Source organism: Vibrio sp. RE88 (assembly GCF_013113835.1).
Taxonomy (GTDB): domain Bacteria; phylum Pseudomonadota; class Gammaproteobacteria; order Enterobacterales; family Vibrionaceae; genus Vibrio.
The window spans coordinates 1-14,115 of sequence record NZ_VTYQ01000015.1; the positions used below are offsets into that span (position 1 = coordinate 1).

Below are 14,115 nucleotides of genomic sequence, written 5' to 3' on the forward strand. Positions count from 1 at the left end.
GAGGGCAATGATGATGACCGCCCAGACATTACCAGCATCTCTAGCCCAACTGTCGATGAAGGCGGTACGGCGGTCTTTGATGTGACGCTGAGCAACCCAAGTGAATTGGTAACGCCAGTCACCATGACGCTAGCCAATGGCACGGCGGAAAGTGATGACTACACCACTAATCAAATTACCGTCAATTTTGCCGATGGCACCAGCACGGTGGTAGACGCGGTTAATGGTGAATTCAGTTTTGATGTGCCAGCGGGCAACAGTTCTTATACCGTGTCGGTTGAGACCACGGATGACAACACTGCGCCTGTGTATGAAGGCGATGAAACCTTTACTTTAAGTGGAGCGAGCAGCAGTCAAACAGGTACGGTGAGCGGTGAAGCGACCATTCAAGATGGTGGTGAGGGTAATGACGATGACCGCCCCGAAATTACCAGCATCTCCAGCCCGACCGTCGACGAAGGCGGTACTGCCGTCTTTGATGTCACGCTGAGTAGCCCAAGTGAATTGGCCACTCCTGTCACCATGACGCTGGCCAATGGTACAGCGGAAAGTGACGACTACACCAGCAATCAAATTACGGTCAACTTTGCCGATGGCACCAGCACGGTGGTTAACGCGGTCAATGGTGAATTCAGTTTTGATGTCCCAGCGGGCAACGGTTCTTACACTGTGTCGGTTGAGACGACTGATGACAACAATGCACCTGCATATGAAGGCGATGAAACCTTCACTTTAAGTGGTGCGAGCAGCAGTCAAACAGGTACGGTGAGCGGTGAAGCTACCATTCAAGATGGCGGTGAAGGTGGTGACGATGACCGCCCTCAAGTTTCTATCTCAGGAGGTGGGGACGTTAATGAAGGTAATGCCGCTAACTTCACGGTTCATTTGTCAAACACTGCGACATCGACGGTTTCTTTCGTTCTCACGTTAAATGCGGGAGATACTTCACCAGAAGATCTGGCTTCGTACCAATATCAAGCTGCGGATGGTGCTTGGTTGGATGTACCAGCGTCGGGAGAAATTTCTGTTCCTGCAGGTTCGAGCTCTGTAAACGTTAAAGTTGTCACTCAACAAGATGATACTTATGAAGGGGATGAGAGCTTTAGCCTGTCCGTCAGTGCGGGAAGCGGAACGGTTAGCGCGTCAACAGACACCACTGCGAGCGCTACGATTTTAGATTTCGAAGATAATCCACCTGAAGCAGAAGATTTTGATGCAACACTCGACGCAAATGGAAATGCAACCATCTTGTTTAATAGTGAGGATGCTGAACAAGATCATATTTCTGATAACGAAGATGACGCAACAAATACACCTGTTGGCGTTGTTATCACAGAGCTTCCTGAGTCGGGTCAACTGTATTACGGCGATCAGTTGATCGACGCCGATGATCTTACGACCTTTACTTCAGAAGGCGAAGTGCTGCAGCAAGGAACAATATTCAGTGATCCAAACCTGATTCGTTATGAAAATGATGCTGAATCGACAGGCTTCGTTCTGGGAGTAAAAGAAGCGCCCGATGGGATGGATGGCGGCGCTAGCCAGTCTAATTTCTTAAATTGGGGTGAACCTGTTCAAGACAATGCTGGCCAGAGGGTTCTGACTTTTGACAACGGCGATGCAATCACAATTACTTCCTCAGGTCAGGCATTAACACAATACTTTGGTCAGCCAAGTGCAGGGCATATTGGATATGGACTTGCAGTAGGAAATGATGGCGGTCTTCAGCAAGGTGAGACAATTACGATTGATTTTACCCAGCGCCCGTCAACGTCTGTAGAAGTAGGGTTAGATGGACTTGGTGGCTGGTTTGAGGATGGCCACGAGTTTGAAACAACAGCGATAGTGCAAGCAAAACTTGATGATGGCTCAATCATCGAAGTACCAGTCTCAAAAGAGACCTCAGGCAATACAGATTTGTTCCATGTTGTGACTATCGATGCTCCAGAAGGTCGACAAATTGAAGAGCTGATAGTTACCACCGAAGGCCCGGGTAACTGGGAGCTGCGTTATCTAGAAACATCATCAAATGACACCTTCGATTACCGAGCAGTAGATAGTGATGGAAATTACAGCGACGAACACACGGTTACTCTAGTCGAAGGAAACCAAGCGCCGATTGCCACAGATGACCCTGTTGGGTTTGAGGTCGCACTTGGTACCTTTAACTCTAATTCTTGGACACATGATGGCGTGAATATTAGCGGTAGCTATCAAGGTCAAGACCAGTCTATTACTCAAAGTGGTGTCAAACGTGGAGTAGCGGGTGACGAGAATGGAGGGCCGGGTGCTCAAATTCAATACAACCGAGAAGATGGTGAATCTGAGCAGTTCAGAGTAGACCTAGATAAGCCTGCGACAGAGTTTAGCTTTGAAGTATCAAATCTATTCAAAAATGAAGGTGGAAGTGGCAACCATGAGCAAGGTAAATGGGTGGCCTATCTCGGTGATAACCCAGTCGCGAGTGGCACTTTCGTCGCCAATGATGGCAGCAACCACGGTTCTTATCATTTTGACGAGCAAGACCTCGGCGGCGTAGCATTTGATAGCGTTGTTTTTGAAGCGACAGATTTTAGCAACATTCCTGCCCGTGGCAGTGACTCTTCAGACTATTTCCTAACAGGCTTTAAAGCGTCTGGTGACGGAGCATACGCAGCCAATCAAGGAGAAGTTCTTGAAATTCCTTTGACTGAACTATTGGGTAACGATTTTGACCCGAATGGCGACAATATTCGAATTACCCATGTCTCTGAAGTCAATAACGCCAGCGCTAGGATTGAGAATGGCATAGTTTATATAGATCTAGACGATGCATTCGTTGGTAGTACTACGTTTGACTACGTTATTACTGATGATAAAGGGGGCTTTGCCGAGGCGACGGTTTCAATTGTAGTGAATCCATTGCCTCAAGAAGTCGCCGTAGAATCTATCTCAATGCTTGAGAATTCAGTGGATGAAGGAGATAGCCTTGTCTACAAAGTGACACTGGAAGAAGGTGTACTGCAAGAAACACAATACAGTGTCACTTTTGGTAAGACAGATAGCGATAGCGCAGGCAATTCGGATGTGGACTTGTCTCAAGTGATATTCACCAACGGGGTGACTTATGACTCCACGACACAGCAAGTGGTTGTTCCTGTCGGTGTTAGCACTTTCTCCGTTCTCATCCCGACCGTAATAGATGGTGTTTATGAAAGCTCTGAAGATTACACACTGATTTTAGGTGAACAGCAGGCCACGGGCACAATTGAGAATGTAGATATACCATTGGTGTCTGTTTCTGAAAATGTGAGTGTCAGTGAAGGTTCAGCTGCAGAATTCACCGTTTCATTGAGCAAAAACACGGCTGAAGCGGTGACTATCAACCTAGCTTTGGCTCACTTAGAGACAGACGCGCCTGATATTTCAAGCATGGTAGTAGAATATTACGATGGCAACAGCTGGCAAACGCTGGCGATTGCTCCAAATGGTGATGTCGTATTGCCAGCAGGAGTGATTCAGGCTCGTGTTACCGTTCAGACAACCGATGACGACTCTCAGCCTGTTTACGAGGGAGCTGAGCGCTTCGAGCTAGCCGTTAGTGGTGTTGCCGGTGCTCAGGGTTCTGACTCTAGCGTGGCGACCATTGTCGATGATGGAAGCGTTGATCCTGACGGTGAAGGCCCTGAAATCGCCGATGATGACCGCCCGGTTGTTACCTCAGTCAGTGACCAAAATGTTGAAGAAGGCGGTGTTGTCAGCTTCGATGTCGCGTTGTCCGCAGAGAGCACTTCGGATACCCGAGTGGTTTTAGAGCTCAATGAAATTAATGCCACCTCACCAGAAGACTTTAATGCTAGTGTCGTGACGGTGAAATATGGCGACCCTGAGCAATCAGAGCAAGTCACCCTACAAAATGGTGTGTTTGAGTTTGATTTACCAGCCGATGAAAGTGATTTTACGGTTTCTGTACAAACGAACGATGATCAGGTATCCGACAACAACGAGACATTCACGTTAGAAGCTAAGACAGAGTATCAATCGAATCAGGTTAGCGGTACAGCTACGATCCAAGATAATGAAAAACCAACTGTCGATTTAGATGGCAGTGAATATCAGATTGAATTTGTCAGCGAAAGTGCGGGTTATCACAATGTATTCGGCTACTACGTTTATGATGAAGCGTCAGATACACAGCAGCTTCAAATCTTGATGTCGGACTCGTACGACTCCCGTCAAAATGGGTTTGATCCTGTCCTTGCGAATCTAGATAGCATGGACAACGTAGAGTACTTCCTCATTCCAAATGGTGCCAATGCAATTGAAAATGCACCATCAGGCGCAACGTTTGAAGTGGACTCCAATGGTAAGTTATTAATCAATGGAGCAACGCAATCTAACATCAATGTTTTCCTTAGCCATGACGAAAACTCTCACATGAGAGTATCTGAAAATAGCGATGGCGATACGGTTTTAAGCTTTGACGACCAGAAAAATCACGTCAATGATGACAATGACTACAACGACTTAATCATCAAAATTTCGAAACAAGACACCAACGTTGATTTTGCTACTTCTTTCACTGAAGGTGATGATCCAATCTCGATTGCAGATGCAACTGTCGACATTTTTGACGACAAAGACGCTATTCAATCTATGCAAGTGACGTTGACGAACAAGTATGCAGGCGATCAACTTACTTGGCCTTCTACGCCCGGGTTCACCGTCAGCCAGACTGTGACACCTACCAGCGTTACGTTGTTGATTACAGCCGATACGGTTGGTGGTGTATCTTCTTCAGAGTTTGAAACTTTCCTCAAAGGGATTCGATTCGAAAATACCAGTGAAAACCCTGATGAAACGGATCGTGAGATCGACATCCATGTGACGGATGCTTCGGGTCAACAATCAGAAACGGCAACGACAACGGTAAGCGTTGTTGAAGTGGCTGACCTGACCGTACAACAGGATGCTAGCGGTGATGAAGATAGCCAAATTGCACTGAACATCTCTATACCTGCGAACAGCTCCGTGACTGAAGTTGTATTGACCGATTTACCAGACGGTTCGATTCTTAAGTCTGGCGAAAATATCATTGCGATCAGCAATGGAGAAGCAACGCTGACTCCACAACAGCTAGCGCAGTTGACCATAACTTCGCCAAACAACAGTGACGAGAACTTTACGGTTAATGTTGAAGGTTATACTTCTTCGAACGAGCTTATAGAGCAACATAGTATCGATGTTCAGGTTGATGCTGTTACTGACGTGCCTTTGATTACTATTGCAGAGCCAGAAGTCGTTTCGTTCCATGATTTCGATTCTATCGACATGGGTAACCGCTCATGGCGCGGTAATGTGAGTGCGAGTGAGCTTACGCAATCTGATGGTGCTGAAGGTATCTGGGGAACGGATAACCGTAATAGTTACAATGAAGTTGGTAAAGAAACCGTCTATCGAGGTGGAGTCTCAGACCGAGAAAACCAGATATATGAACTGGAAGGTCGCCATGGCGATGACCAACTATTCACTCAGTTTACAGCGCAAGCAGACCAGTTCTACACCCTTTCATTTGATGTCGTCGCGCGCAGGCTAAATGATTCTCCATTGACGGTATTCCTTGAAGATGAAAATGGTGATCGTAAAGTTCTGTTTGAGTACACCGATCAGCAAAGCCTCAATTGGCAAACCGAAAGTATTAATTTCCAAGCACCATCGGATGGCGAGTACAAAGTTGTATTTGAATCAGAAACATCATCAAACAGCTACGGTGCGCTGCTCGATGACATAACGTTAGAGAAAGCAGACAACATTGGTTACGAAGACAGCTTCATCCCGCTTAGCGATATTGTTGTTGGCTTAAGTGATACTGACGGCTCAGAAACCTTGTCTTTGGTACTTAATGGATTACCAGAAGGGTCTGTTATTCGAGATGGCAATGGTCACTCGATCACTGTTGTAGCAACGCCAGATGGGAAGAATAGCGTAGATTTGTCTGCATGGAGCAATGACCTGACGGGACTTGAAGTGAATGTTCCTGAGGAGGGCAGCTACCCGCTCGAATTTGTTGTAACCGCACAAGATAATGCACCTGCGACAGCTGAGTCAGTCAGCAAGGTAATTAATCTAACGGTATTGCCAGTGCTTGATGCTGAGAGTAAGGAAGTGACACTTGATGAAGACGAAAACTACATCTTAGGCGTCTCTGACTTCGGCATTACTGACTTAGATGCACAAATATCAATCTCTGAATTACCGAGTTCAGGTGTTTTAGAGGTGCAAACTTCGCCGGGAGTCTGGGCACCAGTTTCAGAAGGTGATTTGATCTCCGTGAGTAATGTGTCTCAGGGCAATCTCCGATTTACGCCTGAGGATAATGAGTCAGGATACAACCAGCATACTGGCACCGGAGAAGGTAACCTGAATCAGGATTATGCTCACATTGACTTTGTGGTTGAAAAAGGTGATGCCAAGTCTGACGAAATGACGCTCACTCTTGATGTTGCGCCCGTGGCAGATACTCCAGTTCTTAACATCACCACTCCAGATACTGTGCTTCCAGAACAACACTTTAATGTGGCGACCTGGACGGGAGTGGTTGTAGGAAATGACAATGGTCAGGGTGTGAATGGCAGCACGTTGATTTCAGCTATTGATGCTCTCGATCCTCAGCTTGCCTCTTCAAGTACAACAACTAATGCGCAAGATACTGGAAGATGGGCAACGGCAGCAGACAATGCCGTGCTCGTGACTGGTTTGGTGTACCTTGAGGCTGGAACGAGTTATGACTTTGTAGGGCGTGGTGATGACAGCCTAGCGATCACTATTGGTGGCGTCATGTCCGATCAAGCCTACTGGGGGAACTCAAGTGGGCAAATTCAGGGCAGTGCCTTTACGCCTCAGGTGTCGGGTTATTACCCACTTGCGATTTACCACCATAACCAAAGTGGTCCAGGCAACTTTAATGTCGATGTTTCTATAAATGGCGCAGCAGCAGTTGATCTTACCAGCTCTGCTCTATCCGTAGTGACCGACGAAACACAGCTGGATCAATCTGATGTCAGGGCTTCAGAGCTTAAGTCGGTAAATGGTGTAGAAGTATATGAAGTCTACGGTTACAACGAAGGGCTTCAAGATACTGAAATCCCACTTTCTCAGATTACGAGTGCTCTTAACGATAACGATGGCTCTGAAACGCTGCAGGTCACATTGAGTGGTTTACCACAAGGTGCGACATTGAGTGATGGTGGTTCTAATAATGTGGTTGTAGGCGCTTCCGGTGAGGTGGATGTAACGACTTGGGATCTATCTTCGTTATCCGTTTTACCACCAGCAGGCTCTCACGACGATTTTACAATTACAGTTGTGGCCACAGCTTCAGAGGTGAACTCAACCAGCGAGGCGGATTCTCAAGCAACGATAGATGTTGTCGTTCATGAAAACAAACCTACAGTGACGCAATCAGATGCTAATGTCGTCGATGAAGACCACAGTGCGATTGGTAATGTGCTGACGGATATAGACGGTAGAGACAGCGACGAAGATAACATCCTTTCTGTTGAACACTTCTCTATCAACAATGTCTCTTACCCAGCAGGTGGTAGCGTGACTTTGTCTGAAGGCACGTTTGTCATGCAGGCCAATGGTGCTTATGAATTTACGCCAAACGCAAACTGGTCTGGTCAGCTTCCCGTTATCACTTACACGACGAATACGGGTGCCTCAGATACGCTATCCATTCAGGTCGTGCCAGTAGCCGATGCACCTCAGGTCTCTATGACTATAGGTGAAATGGAAGTGGTGAACGTGGCGACGGAGCAAACAGATGACGGCCGCTATGAGACATCTCAAGATAAAACAATCCCAGTCAGTGTTTCTGTTGAACTCACTGATATTGATAGTAGTGAGTCTTTAGGATCGCAAATTGTGGTCACAGGTATTCCTGCCGGAGTCGAAGTGTATGTGAACGATAGCTTAATCGTCTCACAACCTAATGGCTCTTATCTAATAACACTAGATGGTGATGGCGACGCGTCTTTCGATATCAAAGTACCTCACGATTATAGTGGAAGCTTAGAGTTCCCGATTCAGGTTCAAGGATCTTCGGTCGAAAGCGCCAACCAAGATACAGCGCATAGTACAGCGGAAGAGACACTTTCTTTCCGCAGCTATGTGCTTGAATCAGGCTCCCATGGTGATGATACTATTATTGGTAACGGAGACCATGAGCTCATTGTGGGTGATGTACAGGGTATCCAGATTATTGCGGGGCAGGACTATAACATCGCATTTGTTCTTGATACTTCAGGTAGTATGGGTGGAAGAGTTGGTACGGCGAAAACAGAAATTATCGAGGTTTTCGATCAGTTACTCAGCACTGCTAACTCAGGCGCTAATGCCGGGACAGTCAATATCCTCTTGACTGAATTCGCTACTAACTCAGGTGTCACGATATCGGTGGATTTAAGCTCTCCAACCGCACGCGCTGATTTTGTTTCTCAGCTAAGTAGCATCGAGGACAGTGGTAGTGGTCTTACAAACTACGAAACCAGCTTCGACGCCGCTGTTGAATGGTTTGATAGCAATACTAACGACCAAGCCGAAAACATTACTTACTTTATTACCGACGGTTATCCTAACGCCAGCAACCACCTTAATGTTACGTCCGCCGATTTTGACCAGCTTGTGCTGGACTATGATACGTCAACGAAGGATGTTGTGACCTTAGACGATATTCTGCCTGACAATTATTCTGTGGGATCTGCAGTCTCTTATAAGGGTGAAGAGATTGTCTCCAGTTCGGGTGCTGTTAAATCTCCACTGACAGGCGCAACGCTTGGTAACTTAAGCTACTCAGGTGGATTGAGATACACCGATGGTAGCAATGCATCGGTGCAGGCTCGTCATATGTATCAGGTGTTGGCATTAATCTCTGCCGTAGAAGCGGTAGGTATTGGCAGTGGAATCAATGAAGCTACTTTATCGCAATATGATTCTGATGGCGTCGTTGTCCCTAACATCAACGTAGATAAGCTGGCTGAAACAATCCTTGGTCAGGAAGTGACCTTAGAACAAGGTGAAGACAACATAGAAGGTGGACAGGGCGACGATATTCTATTTGGCGACCTCATTGATTTCGATAACATTGACGGCCAAGGTGTTGCCGCATTGCAGAAATACGTCGCGTCAGAGACCGGCAGCCCGTTAGCAGATGTGTCCGCAGAAGATGTTCACAGCTATGTTCTCCAGAATTACAGTGACTTTGATGTTTCCCGTGATGGTGATCAGGACGACACTCTTACTGGCGGAGCAGGAGATGACATCCTGTTCGGTCAAGGGGGTGATGATACTTTGGATGGCGGTGCAGGCAATGACATTCTGCTAGGTGGAGCGGGTGATGATACGCTCATCGGTGGCTTAGGTAGTGACATTCTATCTGGCGGCGATGGTGAGGATGAATTCGTCTGGCATGATGGCGACCTAGATGGTGGTACTGACGTAATCACGGACTTCCATGTATCGGAAGATAAGATCGATATTTCTGATCTGCTAGGACAAGATGAAACCATGGAAGAGTTACTTTCTGATGTCTCTGCCAATGTTGTCGACAGTAACGGCATTGAACTCACCATTCAGAGAGACAACGGACAAACCACTCAGTCGATTAAGCTGGATAACGTCGTCGATCAACTCAATGGTATTGATACTAGCCATGGCAGTATCACGGGTAACGATTTGACCAGCTTACTTAACGAAATTATCAAATCACACGATTAAAAAAAGGGCCGTAAGGCCCTTTTCTGTTAACGAATTTGTCTGCTTAGATGACTTTACAAGCAAAACCTTTAAGGTAAAAGCCTTCTGGGTAAGCGGTATCAGTAGGGTGATCCGCAGCTTGTTCAAAACGCTCGACAAACTTGACTTGTCTACCTGCATCGACCGCAGCATCCGCAATGATTTTCTGGAATAGAACTTGGTCCATAAGGCCTGAGCATGAATACGTAAGCAGCGTTCCACCAGGCTTTAGAATCTGCATCGCTAGCATGTTGATGTCTTTGTATCCGCGACATGCACCATTGATCTGTGCTTTGCTTTCTGCAAACTTTGGCGGGTCCATGATGACAACATCAAACTTGGTACCCTGATCGCGATATTCACGTAGCAACTTAAACACGTCAGCATTGAGGAACACTGCGCGTTTTTTAGAGATATCGAACTCGTTAAGCTCAGCATTGAGTTTTGCAGTATCCAGTGCTGGCTGAGAGACATCAGCATTAATCACACGCTTCGCATCACCTTTAAGCGCATACAAGCCGAACCCACCAGTGTAGGAGAAGCAGTTAAGTACCTCTTTGTCTTTAACGTATTTCATGGCTTGTTGGCGGCTGTCACGTTGATCTAAGTAGAAACCTGTTTTATGTCCGCCAACGATGTCGACACTGATTTTTACTCCATTCTCTTCAATGACCACAGACTTTGGTGGCTCATCACCATGTAAAATACCTGTGCGTTCTTCTAAGCCTTCCTTCTTACGTACCGCTACATCTGAGCGTTCATAAATGTTGCATTGCGGGAATACTTTTAGGAGAGCGTTTATCAGTGACTGCTTCTGGAATTCTGCGCCTGCACTTAGGAGCTGGCAGACAAGGTAGTCTTGATATTTATCGATGGTAATTCCAGGCAGCCCGTCTGATTCTGCTGCGATCAATCGGTAACCCGTTAGACCGTCACGCTCAATCACGTCTTGACGAAGCAGTAGTGCGTCTTGGATACGTTTAACAAAGAAGTCTTCATTTATTTCAGTTTTCTCAAAGCTCCAAACACGGGCACGAATTTGAGAGTGGGGAGAGTAAGCGCCTTTTGCCAACCATTTACCGTCATGAGCATAAATGTCCACTGTTTCACCTAATGAAGGTTCCCCCTCCATTTTGCGAATACCGCGAGAGAAAATCCAAGGATGTCGACGTCTTAAGGATTTATCACGGCCTTTTTCAAGATAAATAGCTGGAGTCATGTGTTTACTCAATTGATTGGTTTTGAAAGGTTGGGTATTTTCAGGGAAGTGGGAGTGAAAAGCAAATAAAAGAGCCGCCAGCTGGCGGCTCTATACATTATGCTTTAAGGCCTGTGAGTAGGTTTTCCATGGAATCACTTTGCCCCCGAAGTTGCTCAATATTTCCATTAGTTGCGTTGATCATTTCACAGACTTGATTGGACTGAGTGCGAATTTCTTCCACACTCGCCGCGATGCTATCTGCAACAACACCTTGTTCCTCAGCCGCCGTGGCTATTTGTACACTTGCATCAGATATGGATTGGTTTTTGTCTGCCAAGGATGCGATTTCCGTATCCACCTCTGACATCAATGTCTGGCCTTCGCTAGAGTTGACCACTGTTGTTTCCATCAGTTTAGTCAGTGACTGGCTGTTGCGCTGCAAGGCTTCAATCATTGACTGGATTTCAACAGTTGACTGCTGAGTCCTTGCCGCTAATGCTCGAACTTCATCGGCCACCACGGCAAAACCTCGGCCTTGTTCACCGGCACGTGCAGCTTCGATAGCTGCGTTAAGAGCAAGCAAGTTAGTTTGCTCAGAGATGCCGTTAATCGCGGTGACTACCTCGTCAATTTGAGCGGCATTGGCATCAAGCTCTGCAACGGCTTGAGAAGCAGATTGGACTTCGTTAGATAACTGTGAAATGGAGGCTAGAGTATGGCCGACTTTCTGTTGTCCTTGCTGGGCGACAGAGCGTGCGTTTTCAGTTTGGGTGCTGGAGTCGTGCGCAAGGTTCGCTACTTCGCGAATGGTTGATGCCATCTCTTCCGTTGCACTCGCTAGTGAGTTCAAGTGTTCTTGCTGAGTTCCGGAAATTTCAGCGCTGTGCTGGTTAGACTGATTCAGATCAGAACTGATTTGCTGCATGAGTGCGACTGATTCCTGAATCGACAAGACTAATGACTGCTCTCGCTCCGCGACTTTGTCTATGGTGATGGCAATTTCGCTAAACTCATCACGGACTTTGAAGAAGTTCATACGACTGGTTAGGTCACCATCTGCTAGGGTGTTCAGAGCTTTATTCATGGTGAACATTGCGCCACCGATAAAGGTCATAATGTAATACACACCAGAGGCGATAAGAGACAATGTCACTAGAATGATGGCAATGTGCGTTGAGGATAGGGCAGACCATAAGTTTTGACTTGGGTCTGCAACTAGACTGAATGCGCCGTTGTTGACACTGATAGCGTCTTTGCCAACACCGATGGAAATGGTCTCAGAATTTGCGAGTAGAGACGCGACCTGATTTTGAGTGAGATTTGCTGATTCGATTAGACCTTTCATCAAAACTAGTTCATCTTGATAAAGGTGGTTAAGCATTTGATCAGCGGCACTATCGAGAACGAAAGTGAGGACTAAAAGTGCGATGACAGGGAGGAAAAACAGGAGGTAAAACTTTTCCTGTATCTTTAAATGAATGAGATATTTATCAATCCAGCGAAATGGTATTTCTTTCATAATTGCTATTTCCGATGAAAAACCCGTAGTTCCATATGGGTCGTAAAACATACCAATCGAATATATCACGGACCTTGTATTGAGGAATTAGTTATGAATCAAAAGTGCGAGAAGTTCACAGTGTCTGGCATTGTTCAAGGCGTTGGGTTTCGCTATCACACCTCTCACTATGGCATGAAACTGGGCTTAACAGGCTATGCGAAGAACTTGAACAATGGAGATGTTGAAGTGGTGGTGTGTGGCAATGAAGAACAAATAGCCGACATGGCAAAGTGGTTGGAAGATGGCCCTAAGACGTCACATGTTGATTCAGTAGTCTCAGAGCCAATGTCTTATAAACCGTTTAGCGGATTCAAAATTCTTTGATATTTACAAGCATTTCGCGGGTTTTGGTAAACCTGCGAGCTTGGTTGCCTGTTTCGCAGGGCCTTGTTTAAACAGCTTAAAAAGGTATTTACTATTGCCTTTCTCAGGGCCATGCGCTTTTTCCATGGCTTTCACTAGCATTCTCACTGCTGGGGATGTGTTGAACTCTTCATAAAACTCTCGAACAAAGTGGACAACTTCCAAATGAGCTTCAGTCAGTTCGATACCTTCTTGTTCTGCAAGGATTTGAATCATGCCTTCTTCCCACTGAGTATGATCGAGTAGGTAACCCTGTGCATCAGTTTCGATTGATTTGCCGTTGTATTCAAACATTGTTGTAGGTCTCAAAAACTCAGATATAGAATAGGGTAGCGCAGCTTAGGTTGGGACAACAATATGTAGGAAAAGAAAAAGCCCGGAAGTTTCACCTTCCGGGCTTTATTTAATCAACTTGTGTCTACGAATTAATCGTCATTCATGATGCCTAGAATGCTAAGTAGGCTGATGAAGATGTTGTAGATAGATACGTACAGAGTAACCGTTGCAGAGATGTAGTTAGTCTCACCACCACGGATGATACCCTGAGTTGTCATCAGAATTGCCATTGTAGAGAACACAATGAACAAGCTGCTAAGAGCCAAGTGTAGGATTGTTGACTGAATGAAGAAGCTTGCAATCATACCTACAACTAGTACGACAAATAGAGAAAGCATTAAACCGCCCATCATAGACAGATCACGCTTCGTTGTCAGAGCATATGCAGAAGCGGCCATGAATGACAGCGCTGTGCCGCCAAGAGCCGTTAGAACCACATCACCCATACCTGCGCCAATATAAGCGTTCAGAAGAGGGCCAATGGTGTAACCAAGGAAACCGGTAAACACAAATGTAAACACGATACCCATGCTGTTGTTACGGTTCTTTTCAGTCAAGTAAAGTAGGCCATAGAAGCCAACAAGCATAATGATGATACCTGGGCGAGGTAGATTCATCGCCATAGATACACCAGCAACAACCGCTGACCATAAGAGCGTCATAGAAAGTAGAGCGTAGGTGTTACGCAATACCTTATTGGTTTGTAGAGCACTTTCTTGATTCGAAGTGCGGGTAAACATAGGACTGTTCATAATCTTCCTCGTAAAGGTTTTATGTTTATAACTACATTTATGAGGGCGAACAATGAAAAAATCAAGCCCTATCAATGCATGCAGTAGAGTAAATGATAATAGAAATACAAAGTTATGTATTTTGAAAG

General features: G+C 46.0%; 6 protein-coding genes. 2 read left to right on the top strand and 4 right to left on the bottom strand.

Annotated features, from left to right (window positions below):
• Positions 1-81: 81 nt before the first annotated feature.
• Complete coding sequence (locus F0265_RS22735; protein ID WP_216607967.1) at positions 82-9,756, top strand: VWA domain-containing protein; 9,675 nt, start codon at positions 82-84, stop codon at positions 9,754-9,756.
• A 43-nt stretch (positions 9,757-9,799) separates the two neighbouring features.
• Here F0265_RS22735 and F0265_RS22740 read toward each other — a convergent pair whose 3' ends face one another.
• Positions 9,800-10,993 (bottom strand): class I SAM-dependent methyltransferase, encoded by a 1,194-nt coding sequence (locus F0265_RS22740; protein ID WP_171750444.1) that lies wholly within the window; start codon positions 10,991-10,993, stop codon positions 9,800-9,802.
• 97 nt (positions 10,994-11,090) lie between these two features.
• Positions 11,091-12,494, bottom strand: a complete 1,404-nt coding sequence (locus F0265_RS22745; RefSeq protein WP_171750445.1) for a methyl-accepting chemotaxis protein — start codon at positions 12,492-12,494, stop codon at positions 11,091-11,093.
• 93 nt (positions 12,495-12,587) lie between these two features.
• Between F0265_RS22745 and yccX the strand changes: the two genes are divergently transcribed.
• Positions 12,588-12,860, top strand: coding sequence for an acylphosphatase (yccX, locus tag F0265_RS22750; protein WP_006962116.1), 273 nt, complete (start codon positions 12,588-12,590; stop codon positions 12,858-12,860).
• Between the two features lie 3 nt (positions 12,861-12,863).
• Here yccX and F0265_RS22755 read toward each other — a convergent pair whose 3' ends face one another.
• Positions 12,864-13,193, bottom strand: coding sequence for a TusE/DsrC/DsvC family sulfur relay protein (locus F0265_RS22755; protein ID WP_006962117.1), 330 nt, complete (start codon positions 13,191-13,193; stop codon positions 12,864-12,866).
• 131 nt (positions 13,194-13,324) lie between these two features.
• Positions 13,325-13,987: a Bax inhibitor-1/YccA family protein gene (locus tag F0265_RS22760; RefSeq protein ID WP_019274588.1), complete on the bottom strand. Its 663-nt coding sequence runs from the start codon at positions 13,985-13,987 to the stop codon at positions 13,325-13,327.
• Positions 13,988-14,115: the final 128 nt, after the last annotated feature.

Bases quoted from the DNA above. Each gene is read 5' to 3' on its own strand.
- F0265_RS22755 (WP_006962117.1), bottom strand. From the start codon at position 13,193: ATGTTTGAATACAACGGCAAATCAATCGAAACTGATGCACAGGGTTAC.
- F0265_RS22760 (WP_019274588.1), bottom strand. From the start codon at position 13,987: ATGAACAGTCCTATGTTTACCCGCACTTCGAATCAAGAAAGTGCTCTA.
- yccX (WP_006962116.1), top strand. From the start codon at position 12,588: ATGAATCAAAAGTGCGAGAAGTTCACAGTGTCTGGCATTGTTCAAGGC.
- F0265_RS22745 (WP_171750445.1), bottom strand. From the start codon at position 12,494: ATGAAAGAAATACCATTTCGCTGGATTGATAAATATCTCATTCATTTA.
- F0265_RS22740 (WP_171750444.1), bottom strand. From the start codon at position 10,993: ATGACTCCAGCTATTTATCTTGAAAAAGGCCGTGATAAATCCTTAAGA.